General features: G+C 64.9%; 19 protein-coding genes. 13 read left to right on the top strand and 6 right to left on the bottom strand.

The features are described 5' to 3' along the window. Window positions 1-45: 45 nt before the first annotated feature. Window positions 46-2,475 (top strand): EAL domain-containing protein, encoded by a 2,430-nt coding sequence (locus tag CK221_RS22850; RefSeq protein ID WP_095779355.1) that lies wholly within the window; start codon window positions 46-48, stop codon window positions 2,473-2,475. Here CK221_RS22850 and CK221_RS22845 read toward each other — a convergent pair. Further along, window positions 2,467-3,156, bottom strand: coding sequence for a TlpA disulfide reductase family protein (locus tag CK221_RS22845; RefSeq protein WP_066990216.1), 690 nt, complete (start codon window positions 3,154-3,156; stop codon window positions 2,467-2,469). The two genes, CK221_RS22850 and CK221_RS22845, sit on opposite strands and share 9 nt — an antisense overlap. 36 nt (window positions 3,157-3,192) lie before the next feature. Between CK221_RS22845 and argH the strand changes: the two genes are divergently transcribed. The 7 genes from argH to CK221_RS22810 all read left to right on the top strand — a co-directional run bounded on the left by argH (window position 3,193) and on the right by CK221_RS22810 (window position 10,959). Continuing rightward, entirely contained in the window at window positions 3,193-4,593 is a 1,401-nt protein-coding gene (gene argH, locus CK221_RS22840) for an argininosuccinate lyase (RefSeq protein WP_095779354.1), read from the top strand. Window positions 4,594-4,665: 72 nt separating this feature from the next. Then, a complete protein-coding gene (locus tag CK221_RS22835; RefSeq protein ID WP_066990222.1) occupies window positions 4,666-4,872 on the top strand; it encodes a lipoprotein in 207 nt (68 codons plus the stop codon). Between the two features lie 52 nt (window positions 4,873-4,924). Beyond that, window positions 4,925-6,193 carry a diaminopimelate decarboxylase gene (gene lysA, locus CK221_RS22830; RefSeq protein WP_066990225.1) on the top strand — a complete coding sequence of 423 codons (1,269 nt, stop codon included), beginning with the start codon at window positions 4,925-4,927 and terminating at the stop codon, window positions 6,191-6,193. Window positions 6,194-6,227: 34 nt separating this feature from the next. Next, window positions 6,228-7,169, top strand: a complete 942-nt coding sequence (locus CK221_RS22825) for a threonine/serine dehydratase (protein ID WP_066990228.1) — start codon at window positions 6,228-6,230, stop codon at window positions 7,167-7,169. 113 nt (window positions 7,170-7,282) lie between these two features. Next, complete coding sequence (locus tag CK221_RS22820; protein ID WP_095779353.1) at window positions 7,283-9,880, top strand: TIGR02302 family protein; 2,598 nt, start codon at window positions 7,283-7,285, stop codon at window positions 9,878-9,880. Between the two features lie 23 nt (window positions 9,881-9,903). Further along, entirely contained in the window at window positions 9,904-10,269 is a 366-nt protein-coding gene (locus CK221_RS22815; RefSeq protein WP_095779352.1) for a glyoxalase superfamily protein, read from the top strand. An 87-nt stretch (window positions 10,270-10,356) separates the two neighbouring features. After that, window positions 10,357-10,959 (top strand): 2-hydroxychromene-2-carboxylate isomerase, encoded by a 603-nt coding sequence (locus tag CK221_RS22810; protein ID WP_245430709.1) that lies wholly within the window; start codon window positions 10,357-10,359, stop codon window positions 10,957-10,959. 17 nt (window positions 10,960-10,976) lie between these two features. On the opposite strand, the gene CK221_RS22805 is transcribed toward CK221_RS22810, so the two are convergent. Then, on the bottom strand, window positions 10,977-11,861 hold the full coding sequence (locus CK221_RS22805; RefSeq protein WP_066990494.1) for a LysR substrate-binding domain-containing protein: 885 nt from the start codon (window positions 11,859-11,861) through the stop codon (window positions 10,977-10,979). Between the two features lie 189 nt (window positions 11,862-12,050). Here CK221_RS22805 and CK221_RS22800 point away from each other — a divergent pair, with 189 nt between their 5' ends. Continuing rightward, the gene (locus CK221_RS22800; RefSeq protein ID WP_066990236.1) at window positions 12,051-13,001 is read left to right on the top strand and encodes a DMT family transporter; all 951 of its coding nucleotides are present in this window, start codon (window positions 12,051-12,053) and stop codon (window positions 12,999-13,001) included. 4 nt (window positions 13,002-13,005) lie between these two features. Here the strand turns inward: CK221_RS22800 and CK221_RS22795 are convergent, their stop codons facing one another. The 3 genes from CK221_RS22795 to CK221_RS22785 all read right to left on the bottom strand — a co-directional run bounded on the left by CK221_RS22795 (window position 13,006) and on the right by CK221_RS22785 (window position 14,810). Then, window positions 13,006-13,377 (bottom strand): response regulator, encoded by a 372-nt coding sequence (locus tag CK221_RS22795; RefSeq protein WP_067319126.1) that lies wholly within the window; start codon window positions 13,375-13,377, stop codon window positions 13,006-13,008. A 76-nt stretch (window positions 13,378-13,453) separates the two neighbouring features. Continuing rightward, complete coding sequence (hpt, locus tag CK221_RS22790; protein WP_067319657.1) at window positions 13,454-13,996, bottom strand: hypoxanthine phosphoribosyltransferase; 543 nt, start codon at window positions 13,994-13,996, stop codon at window positions 13,454-13,456. A 172-nt stretch (window positions 13,997-14,168) separates the two neighbouring features. Beyond that, window positions 14,169-14,810: a hypothetical protein gene (locus CK221_RS22785; protein ID WP_095779350.1), complete on the bottom strand. Its 642-nt coding sequence runs from the start codon at window positions 14,808-14,810 to the stop codon at window positions 14,169-14,171. A 181-nt stretch (window positions 14,811-14,991) separates the two neighbouring features. On the opposite strand from CK221_RS22785, the gene ftsE reads away from it, so the two are divergent. From ftsE to CK221_RS22770, 3 genes are all read left to right on the top strand, one after another. Next, window positions 14,992-15,651 carry a cell division ATP-binding protein FtsE gene (ftsE, locus tag CK221_RS22780; RefSeq protein WP_066990245.1) on the top strand — a complete coding sequence of 220 codons (660 nt, stop codon included), beginning with the start codon at window positions 14,992-14,994 and terminating at the stop codon, window positions 15,649-15,651. Then, entirely contained in the window at window positions 15,644-16,633 is a 990-nt protein-coding gene (locus tag CK221_RS22775) for an ABC transporter permease (protein WP_095779349.1), read from the top strand. The genes ftsE and CK221_RS22775 overlap by 8 nt, the downstream gene beginning before the upstream one ends. A gap of 183 nt (window positions 16,634-16,816) precedes the next feature. After that, a complete protein-coding gene (locus CK221_RS22770) occupies window positions 16,817-17,545 on the top strand; it encodes a YdcF family protein (RefSeq protein ID WP_095779348.1) in 729 nt (242 codons plus the stop codon). Here CK221_RS22770 and CK221_RS22765 read toward each other — a convergent pair. Further along, a complete protein-coding gene (locus CK221_RS22765) occupies window positions 17,542-18,162 on the bottom strand; it encodes a pyridoxamine 5'-phosphate oxidase family protein (RefSeq protein WP_095779347.1) in 621 nt (206 codons plus the stop codon). The two genes, CK221_RS22770 and CK221_RS22765, sit on opposite strands and share 4 nt — an antisense overlap. A 102-nt stretch (window positions 18,163-18,264) precedes the next feature. On the opposite strand from CK221_RS22765, the gene CK221_RS22760 reads away from it, so the two are divergent. Continuing rightward, window positions 18,265-19,167: a LysR family transcriptional regulator gene (locus CK221_RS22760; RefSeq protein ID WP_066990257.1), complete on the top strand. Its 903-nt coding sequence runs from the start codon at window positions 18,265-18,267 to the stop codon at window positions 19,165-19,167. Window positions 19,168-19,243: the final 76 nt, after the last annotated feature.

The raw sequence follows: 19,243 nt of genomic DNA, 5'->3' as shown, positions 1-19,243 counted from the left end.
AAGCAATCTTAACTTGATTGATGCGGGAAGATCAGGTGGGGCCAAATGTTGACCGTCTATAATTGCATCGTGCACGAGCACGATCTGAGGTTGGTCGCGCTTGCGGCGCTCATCTGCGGAATTTCTTCTTTCTCGGCGGTCAATCTTCTTCGCCATGTCGAGCAATCGACCAGTCGAAATCGCTACGCATGGCTATTGATTGCAGCCACGGCGACCGGATTCGGCATCTGGGCGACGCATTTCGTCGCCATGATCGCCTTCACGCCGGGAATACCCAACGCCTATGACGCGGAGCTTTCAGCGCTTTCGCTGGCCGCCTCCGTAGTTCTGACAGCGGCCGGAATGTGGATCGCCACCATCCGCGGCGGCATTGATCACTACCTTGTCGGCGGCGCCGTGCTCGGCGTCGGCATCGCCGTGATGCACTATACCGGCATGGCGGCGTTCGAGGTCCAGGGCCGGATCGTCTGGAACGAGCTGCTCGTCGCTCTTTCGCTGGCGGCGGGCGTCACGCTTGCCGCGCTTTCGCTGCTCGTCGTGCTTCGCCGCCCGTCGACGCTTACGACGATCGCTGCCGCCGTCTTGCTCACACTGGCCATCTGCACACTGCATTTTATCGCCATGGCGGCGGTCTCGATCTATCCGGACTCCTCGATAGAGATCTCAAAATTCACCATCGCGCCGATGTCGCAAGCCTTTGCCGCCGCGGCGGCAAGCCTGGTCATCCTGGTGCTCTCGGCCGCGGCGCTCCGCATCGACCTGCGCTTCCGACGCCACCAGGCGGAAGCGCAGCGCATGCACGGCCTGGCCAACGCGGCGGTCGAGGGGCTGATCGTCTGCGACGGCAGCCGCATCGTCAGCGCCAACGACAGCATCGCGGCGCTGAGCGGCATCGCGCCCGGCACGCTGAACGTGATGACGCTTGGCGACCTCTTCGGCGAACGCATCGCCTCAGCCATCGCCGGCGGCAGCGGCCAGGCGCAGCAAGCCGAGCTGCGCAGCCAGGACGGCACCCGCATCCCGGTCGAGCTGATCGCCCGCAGCATCGACTATTGCGGCAAGCCTCACGACGTCGTCGCCGTCCGCGACATGCGCGAGCGCAAGAAGGCCGAGCAGGAGATCCTTCGCCTGGCGCATTTCGATCCGCTGACCGGGCTTGCCAATCGCCGCAGCTTCACCAGCCGCCTCGAGGCCGAGATCGCCACGGCAAGCGGCAAGGGCGGGCAGCTCGCGCTGATGCTTCTCGATCTCGACCGCTTCAAGGAAGTCAACGACCTGTTCGGTCATGCGGCCGGCGACGCCGTGCTGCAGAGGGTGGCGCAATGCGCTTCGGGCGTGCTCCGCCATGGGCAGATGCTCGCCCGCCTCGGCGGCGACGAGTTCGCCATCATCGCGGCGAACCTTCCCGACCCGCAGGCCGCCGGCCGCATCGCCGAGGCGTTGCTTTCCAAGCTGCGCCAGGAGAGCCAATTGTCGCCCGGCGGCGAGCTGGTGTCGGCCAGCATCGGCATTGCTCTTTTCCCGCTGGACGCCGACGAGCAGGCGGCGCTGGTAAGCCATGCCGACACCGCGCTCTACCGCGCCAAGGCCGAGGGCAAGGACACTTATCGCTATTTCGAGGCTTCGATGGGCGCCGAGACGCGCGACAGGCGCGCCATGGAGCACGATCTGCGCCAGGCGGTTGCGCGCGGCGAGTTCCGGTTGGTCTATCAGCCGCAAAAGGAGATCAGCAGCGGCAAGATGATCGGTTTCGAGGCCTTGATCCGCTGGCATCATCCGGAGCGCGGCAACATCCCGCCGTCGCTCTTCATCCCGGTCGCCGAAGACAGCGGCGCCATCGCCCAGATCGGCGAATGGGTGCTGGCGACGGCCTGCGAGGAAGCCGTGCGCTGGAAAAATCCGCTGACCATCGCCGTCAATGTCTCGGCGGTGCAGCTCCACAACCCGAATTTCAGCCGCAAAGTGCACGAGATTCTGCTGCGTTCGGGACTTCCGGCCGGACGGCTGGAGCTTGAAGTGACCGAGACGGCGCTTGTCAAGGATATGCCGCGGGCGCTGGCGACCCTGCGGCAGGTCAAGGCGCTTGGTATTCGCGTCGCGATGGACGATTTTGGAACCGGCTATTCATCGCTTTCCAATCTCCGCGCCTTCCCTTTCGACAAGATCAAGATCGACGGCTCCTTCATCAAGTCGGTCGACAGGAATGGCCAGGTCGCGGCCATCGTGCGCGCCGTGCTGGGTCTGGGGCGCGGCCTCGGCCTGCCTGTTCTGGCCGAAGGCGTCGAAACGCTGGACGAATTGCGCTTCCTCGATGCCGAGGACTGCGAGATCGGCCAGGGATACTATCTCGGCAGGCCAGGCCCGATCGAAACCTTCAGCGAGCTGACCGGCGTGCCGGCGGCCATGGATGCTGTCGAGGCCCGCGGCGGCAGCATCCTGATGCTCGAGCCGGCCGCCGCGCTGCGCTCAGCTTGACGGACTGAGCGCGGCCTCCACCAATCGCTTGGCGTCGGGGCTCGACCATTCCGCCGGGCCGTTCATATGTGCGATCAGGCAGCCTTCGCCGTCGATCAGCATCGTCACCGGCAGGCCAAGCGCCAGCCCGCGCGTCTTGGCCTCGTTGAACAGGCCCATCGTCGCATCCCGGTAGTAGCCGAGCGTCTCGATGCCGATCTCCTTCAGGAACTTTTTCGGCTTGGCGTCGTCGCCGGTGTCGACATTGACCGCGACGACCTCGAAAGCGTTGCCGCCCTTTTCCTTCTGCAACGCATCGAGCGCCGGCATTTCGGCGCGGCAGGGCGCGCACCATGTCGCCCACAGATTGAGCAGCACCGTCTTGCCGGCATGACCGGCGATCGTCGTCGGCTTGCCGTCGGGTCCGTTGAAGGCGAGGCCCTTCAGCGATTGCGGCGGATCCGCCGGCTGCAGCGCCGCGACCTGGCCGACTGCCTTTGCCGCAACCTGCTTGGCCCGTTCGACCTTCGCCTTGCAGGCGATGTCGTCCTTGCCGGTGCCGGCCGCGGCAACCTGATCCGGCGTGTTGTTGCCAGAACCGCTCTCGCTGACATATACCGCGACCGCGCCGGCCAGCACGCCCGCTACAAGCGCGGCGAGGATGAGGCGCGGGGCCGGGAAGAATTTATTGCCGTCTGCCATTTTCTTAAAAACTGCTCCGGAGCACGGGTTATAGCGATGAGCGACAAGAAGGCCAGCAACCAGATGTGGGGCGGACGTTTTGCCTCGGGTCCGGCCGCGATCATGGAAGCGATCAACGCATCGATCGCCTTCGACCGCAAACTCTACGCGCAGGACATCCGCGGCTCGATCGCCCACAGCGAGATGTTGGCTGAAACGGGCATTATTTCGGCGGCCGATCAAGAGAAAATCGCTCACGGCCTGAACACGATCCTGAAAGAGATCGAGGCTGGGAAATTTGAATTCTCGACCAAGCTCGAAGACATCCACATGAATGTCGAGGCGCGTCTGGCCGATCTGATCGGGCCGGCTGCCGGCCGCCTGCATACCGCCCGCTCGCGTAACGATCAGGTGGCGGTCGATCTGAGACTCTGGGTCAAGGAGGAATGCCAGCGCGTCGCCCAGGCACTGAAGGACCTCATCGGCGCCTTTCTCGAGCGCGCCGAGGAGCACGCCGCGACGGTCATGCCCGGCTTCACTCATATGCAGGCCGCGCAGCCGGTGACCTTCGGTCATCATTGCATGGCTTATGTCGAGATGTTCGGCCGCGATCTGTCGCGTGTCCGCGACGCCATCGAGCGCATGGACGAAAGCCCGCTGGGCGCCGCCGCGCTGGCCGGCACGAGCTTTTCCATCGACCGCCATATGTCGGCGAAGGCGCTCGGCTTCCGCGAGCCGATGCGCAATTCCCTCGACAGCGTGTCGGACCGCGATTTCGCGCTCGAATTCCTGTCCATCGCCGCGATCTGCGGCACGCATCTGTCGCGGCTCGCCGAGGAGATCATCATCTGGTCGACGCCGCAATTCGGCTTCGTCCGGCTCTCGGATAGCTTCTCCACCGGCTCCTCGATCATGCCGCAGAAGAAGAACCCGGACGCCGCCGAATTGGTGCGCGGCAAGACCGGCCGCATCAACGGCCATCTGGTCGGCCTGCTGACGGTGATGAAGGGCATGCCGCTGACCTATGGCAAGGATATGCAGGAGGACAAGGAATCGGTCTTCGACGCCGCCGAGACGCTCGACCTGATGCTGGCGGCGACCACCGGCATGGTGCGCGACATGACCGTGAACACGGCCGCCATGAAGAAGGCCGCCGGCGCCGGTCACGCCACCGCCACCGACCTCGCCGACTGGCTGGTGCGCAATCTCGGCCTGCCCTTCCGCGAGGCCCATCACGTCACCGGCCGCGCCGTCGCGCTCGCCGAGGAGAAGAAGGTCGGGCTGGAAAAGCTCTCGTTGGAGGACCTGCGCTCGATCCATCCCGGCATCACCGACGGCATCTTCTCCGTGCTTGCCGTGCAGAATTCGGTGAAGAGCCGGACCAGCTTCGGCGGCACCGCGCCGTCGGAGGTGAAGAAGCAGATCCGCTATTGGAAAAAGCGGCTCGCCAAGGCGTGATGCCGGGATGCAATGCGCCGAAAACTCGGCTAAAAGCGCGGCTGGACAAAACAGTTTCGAACGGATGGATCGATGACCCGAGGCAGGATTTTGGTGACGCTCGCGCTGCTGGCGGCGGTTGTCACCGTCACGGCCTGCGGCAGGAGAGGCGGCCTCGATACGCCTTACGAGGCTGCCGTGCAGGCGCGCAAGGATGCGGAGCGAGCCAAACAGCCGCTGCCGCCCGAGCCTGAGAAACCGGTCAAGGACAAGAAGTTCATTCTCGACCCCTTGCTCTAGAGCCGAGGAGATCATCCGATCTCATCGCGCTCCAATTTTCGGACCTCTCCCCGTGAACCATTTCGACTACCGCGACGGCGTTCTCTACGCCGAGGATGTGGCAATCCCCGACATCGCCGCCAGCGTCGGCACGCCGTTTTACTGCTATTCGACTGCGACCCTGACCAGGCATTTCCGGGTCTTCAAGGAAGCTTTTGCCGGTCTCGACGCGCTGGTCTGCTACGCGATGAAGGCGAATTCCAACCAGGCCGTCCTGAAGACCCTGGCAAGACAAGGCGCCGGCGCCGACGTGGTGTCGGAAGGTGAACTGCGGCGCGCTTTGGCCGCCGGCATCCCCGCGAGCAAGATCCTGTTTTCCGGCGTCGGCAAGACCGCGCGGGAAATGGACTTCGCCCTCAATGCCGGCATCCTCTGCTTCAACGTCGAGTCCGAACCCGAACTCGAACTGCTGTCGGCGCGCGCCACAGCGCTCGGCAAGGTGGCGCCCGTCTCGCTGCGCATCAATCCGGATGTCGACGCCAGGACCCACAAGAAGATCTCCACCGGCAAGGCCGAGAACAAGTTCGGCATCCCGTGGCAGCGGGCGCGCCAGGTCTATGCCCGCGCGGCGGAGCTGCCGGGCATAAAGGTCACCGGCATCGACACCCATATCGGCAGCCAGATTACCGAGCTGCAGCCTTTCGACGACGCTTTCGCGCTGCTGGTGGAACTGGTCGGCGTGCTGCGCGCCGACGGGCATTCAATCGAGCATGTCGATCTCGGCGGCGGCCTCGGCATTCCTTACCGCGTCGACAACAGCCCGCCCCCCTTGCCCGACGCCTATGCCGAGATCGTCCGCAAGCATGTCACCCGGCTCGGCCTGAAGGTGATGTTCGAGCCTGGCCGGCTGATCGTCGGCAATGCCGGCATCCTGGTCTCGGAAGTGATCTATGTGAAGGAAGGCGACGCCAAGAACTTCCTCGTCGTCGATGCCGCCATGAACGACCTGATCCGGCCGACGCTTTATGACGCCTTCCACGACATCAGACCGGTGGTGCAGCCGCCGGCTGCCACGCCGCGCATGAAGGTCGATATCGTCGGCCCCGTCTGCGAGACAGGCGATTTCCTCGGCCTCGACCGCGATCTCCCCAGGCTGAAGGCCGGCGACCTCATCGCCGTCTCCACGGCCGGCGCCTATGGCGCGGTGCAGGCCGGCACCTACAACACAAGGCTCCTGGTGCCCGAAGTGCTGGTCGACGGCGACCGTTTTCACGTCGTACGGCCGCGCCCGACCTATGAGGAGCTGATCGGGCTGGATTCATTGCCCGAGTGGCTGAAATAGAAGCACGAGGGTCCCGCGCTCAAAGGAGCAAGCCATGCTGGAGACTGGAGCTATCACGCGGGATCGCATCGCCGCGGTGGAACCGCACATCCGCCCGTTCGTCCGCCACACGCCGGTAATGCGCGTCGACATGGCTGACTTCGGCCGGCCGGCCTTTCCGGTCGATCTGAAGCTCGAATGTCTGCAGCATTCCGGTTCGTTCAAGGCGCGCGGCGCCTTCACCAACCTGCTCGAGCGGCAGGTGCCCGCAGCGGGTGTGGTCGCCGCCTCCGGCGGCAATCATGGCGCCGCCGTCGCCTATGCCGCCATGAAGCTGGGGCACAAGGCCACCATCTTCGTGCCCGAGGTCAGCCCGCCGGCAAAGCTCGAGCGCATCCGCAGCTACGGCGCTGAGCTGGTGGTCGGCGGTGCGCGCTATGCCGAGGCGCTGGCCGCCAGCGAGGATTTTGCCGAACGAACCGGCGCCCTGCAGATCCACGCGTTCAACCAGGAAGAGACGCTCATCGGGCAAGGGACTCTCGGGCTCGAGATCGAAGCCGATCTGCCGGAGATCGAGACGCTGCTTGTCGCGGTCGGCGGCGGCGGCCTGATCGGCGGCATCGCCGCCTGGTTCGCTGGCCGCATCCGCATCATCGCCATCGAGCCCGAGGGCGCGCCGACGCTTCATCGCGCCTTCGAGGCCGGCAAGCCGGTCGATGCACCGGCCGAGGGCATCGCCGCCGATTCGCTGGCGCCGAAGCGCGTCGGCGAAATGATGTTCCCGATCGCGAAAGCCTTCGTCGAGCGCTCGATCCTGGTCAGCGACGACGACATCGTGGCGGCGCAGAAAGCGCTCTGGGACCGCACGCGAATCATCGCCGAGCCGGGCGGGGCCGCTGCCTTTGCGGCGATGCTTTCCGGTCGCTACGCGCCGGCTCTCGGCGAGCGCGCGGCCGTCCTGGTCTGCGGCTCCAACACGAATCCCGCGAATTTCTGATCGTAAAGGCGGCGAACCCTTCACAGATTTTGGAACCCGCCTCGCCTTCGCCGTGTTTGGTGTTATCCTCTGCTCATGAGGTCCGGGCGATCCTGCCCGGGCAGGAAGGGCCGATGACGGAACGACCCATTTCCAGCGGCGAACGCGGTCTGGCCCGGCGACTTGCCTTGAGCCGGCTGGCGACGCGGGCCTCGATGGTCTTCGAGCGCGGCTGGCCGTTGCTGCTGCCGCTGGCGGTGGTCGCCGGCCTGTTCCTCAGTGTCTCGTGGCTGGGCTTGTTCCAGCGCCTGCCGGATCTGGCGCGGATCGGCCTCCTGATCCTCTTCTCCATCTCGGCGCTCGCCGCGCTCTTTGCGCTGCGCTTCTTCCGCATTCCTTCCGCCGCCGAGGTCGACCGGCGCATCGAGGCAGCGAACGAGCTGCTGCACAGCCCCGTGCAGGTGCAGACCGACCGGCCGAGCGGCGCGGAGAGCCTCTTCTCGCAGGCGCTGTGGCGCGAGCACCAGAAGCGCATGGCCGAGCGGCTCTCCGACCTGGGCGCCGACAGGCCGCGCACAAGCGTGCCGGATTACGACCGCTGGGGCCTGCGGGCTGTGGTGGGGCTGCTGTTCGTCACCGCTTTTGCCTTCTCGTTCGGACCTTTCGGCGGCAGGATCAGCGACGGCTTCGTCGCCAGCGCCGCGCGCGATAGCGTGCCGCCGCGCATCGATGCCTGGGTGACGCCGCCTTCCTATACCGGCAAGCCGCCGCTGTTCTTGACCGCCGACGTCAACCAGGCCGCGCAGGTCTTCAGCGTCCCTGAGGGCAGCGACGTCTCGCTGCGCGTCACTGGCGGAACCGGCGAAGAGACGCTGAGCTATGCCGACGCGAACGGCAATGATCGCGCCATCGAGCCGGTTGCGCCGAAGGGCGCCACGCCAGCCGCGGCACAGCCGGGGTCCCCAGCCGGGCTCAAAGTGCGCCAGTTCTCCGGCAAGCTGAACACCAACGGCACGCTGCGGCTCAAGTCCGGCGAGGACGACCTCGGCCACTGGGCCTTCGCCATCATCCCGGACAAACCGCCGACGATCCGTTTCGTCGGCGAGCCCAAGCGTGCCGTCAATGGCGCTATCGAGCTCAACTACCAGATCGACGACGACTATGGCGCGGCCTCCGCCAAGGCCGTCTTCGAGCTGTCTGAGCCGCCGCCGGCCAATGCGCATCCGCTCTATGGCCCGCCCGACATGCCGCTGACGCTGCCGCGCCGCGGCGGCAAGGCGAACGCCGCCAAGACGACCAAGGATCTGACCGAGCATGTCTGGGCCGGCAGCACCATCAAGCTGACGCTCACCGCCACCGACGATGCCGGCCATACCGCCACCAGTGAGACCAAGACGCTGGTGATGCCGGAGCGGCCCTTCTCCAATCCGCTGGCCCGCGCTGTGATCGAGCAGCGCCGCCTGTTGGCGCTCGACGCCAACGCCAAGCCGCGCGTGCTCGACCTGATGGACGCGATCACCCTGCGCCCCGAGGATACCTTCGACAACATGTCGCATTACCTGGCGATCATGAGCGCGAGGAGCCGGCTGAAGCTTGCCGAGAACGACGACCAGCTACGCAACGAGGTGGCTTATCTGTGGGAGATCGCGCTCGGCATCGAGGAAGGCAATCTGTCGGCCGCCGAGCGTCGGCTGCGCCAGGCGCAGCAGGCGCTACAGGACGCCATCAAAAACGGCGCCAGCGACGAAGAGCTCGAAAAGGCGATGAAGGAACTTCGCGAGGCGATGAACCAGTTCCTGCAGGAATTCGCCCAGCGCGCCCAGCAGAACCCGAACGCGCCGCAGATGCAGCAGAACGGTCGGGAACTGCGCCAGAGCGACATCAACCGGATGATGGACGAGATCGAGAATCTCGCCAAATCTGGCGACCGAGACCGGGCCCAGCAGTTGTTGTCGGAACTGCAGGACATGATGAACAACCTGCAGGCCGGGCGCCAGCAGCAGGCCGGCGAGCAGGACAGCGAGATGCGCCAGCAGATGGACAAGCTGGGCGAGATCATGCGGCGCCAGCAGGAGATGATGAACGATACCTTCCGCCTCGACCAGATGCAGCGCGGCGATCGGCAGCGCGGTGCAAATCGCGACGAGCAGCTGGGCGAGGATGGCGAGCAGTCGCAGGATGGGCAGAAGCCCGGTGATGACCGCGACCCGCTCGGCCGGCCGAAGCAAATGACGCCGCAGGAATTCGCGGATGCGCTGAAGCAGCTGCAGGAAGGTCAGGGCCAGCTGCAGAGCGAGCTCGACAAGCTGAAGAAGGGCCTCGAAGGCATGGGCATGCAGCCCAATGAGGGCTTTGGCGAGGCCGGCAAATCCATGGGCGATGCCGAGCAGGCGCTGGGCGAAGGCGAAGGCGACCAGGCGGTCGGCCACCAGGGCCGCGCGCTGGAGGCGCTGCGCCGCGGCGCCAAGGAGATGATGAAGCAGATGCAGGCCATGCAGGGCGACCAGGGCGGCAGCGAACAGGGCGGACGTCAGCAGGACGCTGACCGCGACCCGCTTGGCCGGCCGCGCGCCACGAAGGGCCCCGACGACGGCAACTCCGTCAAGGTGCCCGACGAGATCGACGTGCAGCGCGCCCGCCAGATCCTCGAAGCGATCCGCAAGCGCCTCGGCAACGCGCTCAGCCCGGACATCGAGCGCAGCTACCTCGAACGCCTGCTCGAACTGAAATAGCGCCCACACCGGTCACCGCCGACATGCCGAAGCTTGGAACCGTCACCCCGATTCTGCGCATGTTCGATATCGTCAAGGCGCGAGAGTTCTATCTCGACTTCCTCGGTTTCGAGGTCCGCTTCGAGCATCGCTTCGACGACGACGCGCCGCTCTATATGGGCATCGCCCGCGACGGCTGCGAGCTGCATCTGAGCGAGCATCATGGCGACGGCTCGCCCGGTGCCCATGTCCGCATCGAAACGGACGGCATCGCTGAGCTGCATCGCGAGTTCAAGGCCAAGAACTACCGCTTCAACAGGCCGGGCCTTGAGACGACGCCTTGGCAGACGAAGGAGGTCACGGTGATCGATCCATTCGGGAATCGCCTGACCTTTTTCGAAGGAGAGTGAGCCAGCGGGCAGCCGCAGGTCGCTCTCGGCACACGCATTGCAGGGCGCGCTGCCTGCCGGTATCGTCATCGTCAAGGGAGAATGGCGATGATCGACTTCTGGTTCTCCATCGGCAGCACCTACACCTATCTTTCGGTGATGCGTCTCGCCGAGGTTGCGGCTGAGACCGGCATCGAGTTCCGCTGGCGACCCTTCAATGTGCGCGCCATCATGATCGAGATGGACAACATTCCCTTTGCCAAGAAGCCGGCGAAGGCCGCTTATATGTGGCGCGACATCGAGCGCCGAGCGGCGATGTACAGGATGGTGCCGAAACTGCCGGCCCCCTACCCGCTGGCCGAGCTCGAACGCGCCAATCGCGTGGCTCTCATCGCGGCGCGCGAGGGCTGGTGCGAAGCCTATGCCCGGGAAAGCTACCGGCGCTGGTTCGAAATGGGTGAGCCGGCGGGTAGCGAGCCAAACATTTCGGCGAGCATCGAGAAGGCCGGACAGAAAGCGGAGCCGGTTCTTCGGCGGGCCGACAGCGATGACGCCAAGGCCGAGCTCGCGGCCGCGACGGAGCAGGCCAAGGCGCTCGGCATCTTCGGCTCGCCGAGCTTCGTCGTCGACGGCGAGCTGTTCTGGGGCGACGATCGCCTTGAGGATGCCATGCGCTGGCTCAAGCAGATGGAGAGCGGACCGCCGGATTGAGCGGACCGTTTCGTAAGTCAAAGACTGACTGTTGCCTGTGCCTGCCTGGTCAGCATAAAAGCCTCGCGGATCGCGTTTTCCATCCCGTCGATCGCTTCGCCCGTCGCCAGCGGATTGCGGTGCAGCACCACATTCGAGGAATCGATGTCGCCGAAGCCGTCGGCGGCGGTCAGCTCGCGGCAATCGAGCGGGATGTTGCTGCGCGAGATCGGTGCGATCGCCAGGCCAGAAGTGACCGCCAGCGTCAGGCCGCCATTGGTGTCGCTGGTGTAGGCGACGCGGTAGTCGAGGCCGCGCTGCTGCAGCGACTTGATCGCGAAGTCCCGGCACCAGCCATTGCGGCTGTAAAGCGCGATCGGCACCGGCCGTTCCTCATGCATGTGATGCAGCGTTGACGTCACCCATACCGTGGGATCGTGCATCAGCACATCGCCGCCGGAAAAACCTTCCCACTCGAACACCACCGCAAGGTCGAGTTCGCCGGCCGCAAGCGCCCTCACCTGCGAGTCGGAATGCGCGTAACGCACCGTGACCTCCACGCGCGGGTGGCGTTTGGCGAATTCGCCAAGTGCCCGCGACAAGATCGACCGTCCGTATTCGGCAGGAATGCCGATGCGCACTAGCCCGCCGAGCGGCGGCGCGACCAGCGATGCCGCCGTCTCGTCGAGCAGCGAGACGATGCGGCGGGCGTTGGCGATCAGCTCGCCGCCGCGACGTGTCAGCGCCACTCCGCGAGAGCCGCGCTCGAACAGGCTGTCGCCCACCATGTCTTCCAGCTTCTTCATCTGCATGGACACCGCCGACTGGGTGCGTCCGGCCTTTTCCGCCGCCTTGGTGAAATTGCCGGTCTCGGCCACCGCCACGAAGGTGCGCAGGAGGTCGCTGTCGAGGGTGGGCTTCATCGATGCCGCCATAAGAAATTTTGATTGCTGGTATCATTCCAATTCGTTTGCAACATGTCAAACGCCGCAGGATAGTTGCTCTACCCATTGGATATGCGGCCGTGAGATTCGGCCGCGGACCAATTCGAAGAGTCCTCACTCGTGCCCGCTGCCCGAAACGGTGGCGGGCTCTTTTTCACTGGAACGAACATGCAGAACCGGATGGTGCTTGGCATTTTGAGCCTCTGCCTCGGCGTTCTTGTCTTTTCGTTGCAGGACCCGCTGGTGAAGGCGGTTTCGGGCAGCTATCCGGTGACGGAAGTGATGGCGATCCGCGCCCTCGTGGCGCTGCCGATCCTGGTCGTTATCGTCCAGGCCGATGTCGGCCTGACAGCCTTGCTGTCGAAACGAGCGGGCATGCTGACGCTGCGCGGCTTCATCCAATTCAGCTCCTACACCGTCTACTATCTGGCGATTGCCGCCCTCTCGCTGGCCGACGCGATAGCGCTCTATTTCATGGCGCCGCTCTTTATCATGTTGCTTGCCGGGCCTTATCTCGGCGAGCACGTCTCCGGGCGGACGCTGACGACGGTGCTGATCGGCCTCGTGGGCGTGGTCGTGATGTTGCGTCCGGGCGCCGGATTGTTCGACTGGGCGGCACTGCTGTCGCTCGGCTCGGCATTCCTCTACGGGTTCTCGCAGCTGATGGCGCGCCGGATCGGCGAGACCGAATCCTCGACGGTGATGGCCTTCTACCAGAACGGCGCCTATCTCACCGGCGCTGTGGCGGTCGCCGCGGTGTTTCATCTTGCCGGCATCACCCATGCGGGCCACCCGAGCCTCGACTTCCTGGTGCGGCCCTGGGTCTGGCCGGCGCTGCCGGACTTCCTGAAGATGGCGGCCTGCGGCTTCGTTGCCTCCGCCGGCATGATCTTGCTGTCGCAGGCCTACCGGATGGCGCCCGCCAACCGGGTCGCAACCTTCGAATACACGGGCATCCTCTGGTCGCCGCTGTGGGGCTTCCTGTTCTTCGCCGAGGTCCCGCGGTCAACGACGGTGCTGGGCGCGGCGCTGATCATCGGCGCCGGTCTGGTTGCACTCAACGGTGAGCGCCGACGCGGCGCAGCACCTGCAATCGCAGCGACCGGCGATGCCGTCTAAACGATCAAGCGAAGCAGCTTAATGCCCGTCCGACGCGGGCGCGTATTTCGGCAAGCGTGAACGGCTTCTGCACGACGTCGAGGATGATGCCGTTCAATTCCTCGGCGCGCTCGCGCTGGTCGGCATAGCCGGTCATCAGCATGATCTTCATGGCCGGAAACTGTTTTGCCGCCGCGGTCGCCATCTCGATGCCGTCCATCTCCGGCATGCGGATATCGGATACCACGAGATCGTAGCTGCCGCGCTGCTGGCGGATCAGGGTGAGCCCCTGCGCGCCATCGGCGGCGATGGTGACACTGTGCCCATCACGCTCCAGCGCGCGGGCAGCGAGGGTGCGGACGGATTCATCGTCCTCGACGATCAAAAGCTTTGCCATGCCGAGATAGATGCCGCCGAAACGTTGACGTTTTCTGAAAATTTGAAACGTCTATGCGGCCTATTTCGGCGCGACCTTACTTGTCGCCTTTCACGACCCCGACAAACGGCAATTCCCGGAAAGCATGCGCGACGTCCATGCCGTAGCCGACGACGAAATAATCGGGGCAGTCGAAGCCGACATAATCGGCGTTGAGCGTGGTCTGGCGGCGCATGCGCTTGTCGAGCAGCACCGCGATGGCGCAGCTCCTGGCGCCGCGCGACAGCATCAGGTCGCGGGTGAAGGAAAGCGTCTTGCCGGATTCGAGGATGTCGTCGATCAAAAGAACGTCGCGGCCGGCGACCTCGTTGTCGATGTCGCGCAGCACCTTGACCTCGCCGCTTGTGGTGCCGGCTCCATAGCTGGAGATGAAGATGAATTCGACCTCGGGCGACAGGCCGACATCGTGCATGGCGCGGATAAGATCGGCGGCAAAGACGAACGAGCCTTTCAGTATCGATATCACAAGCAGGTCGTGATAGTCGCGCCCGGCGATTTCCTTGGCGAGCTCGAGATTGCGCCGGGCGATCGCCGACGCCGAAAACAGGACCTCGATGTCCTTGCCGCGTACAACTGGCATAGCTTTTTCCTTCAGAATCGCCTGCAACGCCGGAGGGGCTAGGTGCATCAATATTCAGGTCAGGCCGAGCCCAAAATAGCGGGTTCCGAGAACCGGAGCGGAGCGGGCACCTGAGCGCCCAAGCGCAGGAAACCACTATTTGCAGGCCGGCATTAGCTGAACATCGATGCACCTACCCGGCGAAGGTGACCGATACGGCCCTCACGCCGTTTCTAGGCACATCGAGCCGGCTGGAAAAGCCGAATCTTTCGCCGGGCGCCAGCGAGCGGTTGGATGTCCCCAGCCTGTAGCGGATGACGTTGCTGGCATTGTCCGTGACGCGGATCTCGAGCGGCGGCAGCGACTCCGCCCGTACGCCGTCATTGGCGGCCTCGCCGTCGATGAACAGGATGGGCTTCAGCCCCGAGGTATCGATTCGCGACGTCACACCGGAAATGCTGAGCGCGCTTGCCGGCTGCGCAGCCGCCCAGAAGGGGCTCTGACGCACCAGGGCATGTCCGCCCGACACCCAGAAAGCCACGAGTGCGGCGCCCATTCCGGCGGCCCAGAAGATCGGACCGCCACGCGAGGCCGGCCGCGCCGGCGCAGCCTCCGGTTTGCGCAGCATGCCCATACCCGCGATGGACGGCGTCGAGGGCGCCTGCGGCGGCAACGGCGCCGCAATCGGTTCCGAACGGGCGGCGAATCGCGGCAGCACCACATAGTCGGCATCGACGACATCGTTGTCGAGGATGACGCGCTCCGGCGCGGCCTTTGTCGCCGTGCCGGTCATGATTTCGCCGGAAACAGAGCGCGCGGTTCTATCCTCAGCCATTACGGCCCCAGTGCAATCTTCGTTGCTTTTGGGTAAACGCAAATGGTTAACGCTTCCCCACCGGAACTGCTGTGAAACGTCGAAAGCGCGCAGAAATTAACCAACGATTAACCATGCCGGCCGATGGTCTTGGCAGAGAACAGGCTGGCGGGATGCCGCCTAAGGTTTCAGGTCGCCGAACGTGATCCGCTTCGAAAATGTCGGCCTCCGCTATGGCATGGGTCCGGAGATCCTCCGCGACATTTCCCTGCACATTCCGGAGCGCTCCTTTCAGTTCCTGAGCGGCCCCTCGGGCGCCGGCAAGACCACCTTGCTGCGCCTGCTTTTCATGTCGCTGAAGCCGACGCGCGGCCTGATCACCATTTTCGGCAAGGATCGTTCGCGCATCTCGCGCGGCGAGTTGCCGCTGCTCAGGCGCCGCATCGGCGTGGTGTTCCAGGATTTCCGCCTGCTTGACCACATGACCACTTACGAGAACGTGGCGCTGCCGTTGCGCGTGCGCGGGCGCGAGGAGGCGAGCTATCGCACCGACGTCACCGAGCTCCTGAAATGGGTTGGCCTCGGGGAGCGCATGCATGTGCTGCCGCCGGTGCTGTCGGGCGGCGAGAAGCAGCGTGCTGCGATCGCTCGCGCGCTGATCGAGCAGCCCGAGATCCTGCTTGCCGACGAGCCGACCGGCAATGTCGATCCGCCGCTGGCGCGCCGGCTGCTGAGGCTCTTCATCGAGCTCAACCGGCTCGGCACCGCCGTGGTGATCGCAACCCACGACCTCGGCCTGATGGAGCAGGTCGATGCCCGGCGCATGATTCTCGCCGGCGGAAGGCTGGACGTTTATGACTGAACTTCCGGCCGATCACCTGCACGAGGAAGCCGCCGAGACGCCGGCTGCCGTTCGGCGCGTTCAGCGCAAGATGGCGCCGATCGTGCCGGCGCACAACATCGCCGGCCGGGCGCTGGTGCTGGTCATCGCCATCATGACCTTCCTGTCCTGCCTGACCTTCGGCGCCGTGACGCTGGTGCGCGACACCGCCTCGGTGTGGGAGAACCAGATCTCGCGCGAGGCGACGATCCAGATCAAGCCCGTTGAGGGTCTCGACATGGAAGCAGCCCTCGCGCAGGCCTCTGAGATCGCCAGCGAGTTCCCGGGTGTGAAGGGTACGAGGATCGTCGACCGCGATGCGACGGCGCGCCTTTTGGAGCCGTGGCTGGGCACCGGCCTCAACATCGATGAACTGCCGGTGCCGCGCCTCATCGTCGTGACCATCGACGAAGCCAATCCGCCCGACTTCGCGGCCATGCGCGCCGCGATCACGCCCAAGCTGCCGAGCGCCGCGCTCGACGACCATCGCACCTGGGTCGACCGGCTGGTCGCCATGGCGCATACGACAGTGACGATCGGCTTTGCCGTTTTGGCGCTGATATTATCGGCGACGGTGCTGACGGTGGTGTTCGCCACGCGCGGCGCCATGGCCGGCAACGGCCACATCATCGAGGTCCTGCATTTTGTCGGCGCCGAGGCCCGCTTCATCGCGCGCGAATTCCGTTGGCATTTCCTGGTCACCGGCATGAAGGGCGCCGCCGCCGGAGGTGCCGCCGCTATCTTGGTCTTCATCGTCTTTTCCTGGTGGTCGTCGCGCAACATGGCGACGCCTGAGGCCGACCAGGCGACCGCGCTGTTCGGCAATTTCGCGATCGGCTCGACCGGCTATCTCGGCGTCGCCCTGATGGTGCTGGTGATCGGCGCGCTGACCGCGGCGACCTCACATGCCACGGTCGTCGCCTATCTCAGTGAGATCGACATCCGGCAGCCGGAGGCAAGCTGATCATGACGCGAAACCAAGTGTGGCGCGAATGCAAGAGTTGGCAAGTTGGGTTCCAATGCGACCCGGACCTTACAAGTGCATGATCACGCAAGGGAAACTGCCGTAACGCAATGTGCGCCGTGCTATCTATGAAAGGCGACGTTTCAGAGTTAACCATTGGATGTTTTCAGGATTAACCTGGGGATGATGGACGCGCGGGACTCGATCGGAACGGCTGGACGGATGCCAGCGGCGCTTACGCGCGGTGCTGCGTCTGCAAGAACCGGTCGTCTCAGATTTGCGCTTCGTTTCTGCGGTTTCTTCGTGCTTGCCCTGCTGGCGCTTTTCGCCGGCGGCTTCGGCTGGTTTGCCGACAAGGTCAGCAACATGACGACGCCGGTCAATCCGGCCAGGGCCGACGCAATCATCGTGCTCACCGGTGGTCAGTCGAGGCTCGACGCCGCCATGGATCTGCTGGCATCAGGCAAGGGCGAGCGGCTCTTGATCAGCGGTGTTCACCCCACTGCGAGCCGCCGCCAATTGCAAGCGGCAATGGGCGGCGACAAGCAGCTGTTCTCCTGCTGCGTCGACATCGACCGCGCCGCGCTCGACACGATCGGCAATGCCGAGGAGAGCGCCAAATGGGTGGAAAGCCACGCCTATGGCAGCATCATCGTCGTCACCAACAACTACCACATGCCGCGCAGCCTGCTCGAGATGGGCCGGCTGCTGCATGGCGCGCGGCTTGAGCCCTATCCGGTGGTCAACAACAAGCTCGGCAATGGCAGCTGGCTGACCAAGCCGGAAGCGCTGCGCGTGCTGCTCACCGAATACAGCAAATATGTGTTGGCGCTGGCGCGCGGCATCGTCCCGCTTCGGCCGACCACCGAGGGCGTCACGCTCGCCGAAGCCTCTACGGTGAGCAAGAACTAAGTTTCGCCAGACGCGCTGTTGCGCAGGCGTGCGATCTCCTGCTCCAGACCGGCAATGCGTCTATCCCGCTCGGCGAGCGCCGCGGCCACATCCGCCGCCTCGAAGCGCTGCGGAATGTGCTGCGGGCAATTTGCATCCCAGGCCGTGACGCTGAACAGGATCGCCTGCTCCGGCCGCGCCTTGTAGTTGGCCGGCATCAGCCTCGCCGTCAGCTCCGCATCGTCCTCGACGACGCGCGCCGTGCCCCAGATCTTGATGCGCTGCCGAAGCATGTAGTCGATCAGGAACAGGAAAGCCTGGGAATTGTCCGCAAGATTGCCCTGGGTGATGAACTGCCGGTTCCCCGAGAAATCGGCAAAGCCGATCGTATGCCCGTCCAGCACCTTCAGGAAGCCGGCTGGCCCGCCGCGATGCTGAACATAAGGTTGACCTCCGCCATTGGCTGTCGCCAGGAACACGCTGGTCTGCGCCTCGATGAAGGCAGCGAGGTCGGGCGTGATCATCCCCCGCCAGCCGCCGCGCTCCTCGACCCGCGCATAAGATGCGCGCGAGCCCTTGCGGGACTGGATGGCCTTGACCGTAGGGGTAAAGGCGACGTCGCTGGTGAAGGCGTCCATGGCGGCGGTCCTCTGCCAAAGTGGAACGACATGTAGCCCCTTCCGAAATCCGGAGATAGAAGGCATAGTTGCAATCCATCCTTCCACATTTCGGAAGAATAGATGGACCGCCTCGACGCCATGTCCTTGTTCGTAGCCACGGTGGAGGCCGGCAGCCTTTCCGCCGTCGCGCGACACGCCGGCGTACCGCTCGCCACCGTCAGCCGCAAGCTCTCCGAACTGGAGAGGCACCTCAAGACGCGTCTGCTCAACCGCTCGACGCGGCGCCTCACCTTGACGGACGCTGGTCGTTCCTATCTCGCCGCCTGCCGCCGTATTCTCGATGAGGTGGGCGAAGCCGAACGAGCCGCCGCTGGCGAATATTTGAGCCCGACCGGCGAGCTGGTGATCACTGCGCCGGTCGTCTTCGGCCGCCTGCATGTGCTGCCGGTCGTCACAGATTTTCTGGCCGCCTATCCCGAGGTCGACATCCGCCTGACGCTGTCCGATCGGATCACGCAACTGATCGAGGAGCATATCGATCTTGCCGTGCGCATCGGCGAGCTGCCGGATTCGGCCATGGTCGCAGCGCGCGTCGGCCAGATCCGCCGCATCGTCTGCGCCAGCCCGGCATATCTTGCGAAGCATGGCACGCCGTTCGAACCGCGCGACCTTTCAGGCCACAACTGCATCACCTTCGAAGGGCTTGCCTCTCCCGCGACGTGGAGCTTCGGCACCGGCAAGAGCGAAACCGTGGTTCCGGTCCGCTCGCGGCTGCAGCTCAACACCGCCGAGGCAGCAATCGATGCGGCGATCGCCGGCCTCGGCCTGACGAGGGTGCTCTCCTATCAGGCGGACGCCGCGGTGCGCGCCGGCGCGCTTCATGTCGTGCTCGAGCCGTTCGAGCCGCCGCCATGGCCGGTCAATCTCCTGCATGCCGGTCAGGGCCTGCTGCCGGTGAAGCTGCGCGCCTTCCTCGATTTCGCGGCGCCCCGCCTGAAGGAGCGGCTGGCGCGCTCGCTGTGATGCGCCCCACCGTCGCGCCGTTTCCTTTTTGCCCGCGCTTGGTGTAACCAACGCTCACTTCCACACCGGGCCCTTT

The organism is Mesorhizobium sp. WSM3868 (assembly GCF_002294785.1).
In the GTDB taxonomy this organism is placed as follows: Bacteria; Pseudomonadota; Alphaproteobacteria; order Rhizobiales; family Rhizobiaceae; genus Mesorhizobium.
This window is presented reverse-complemented; position numbering and strand designations above follow the sequence as displayed.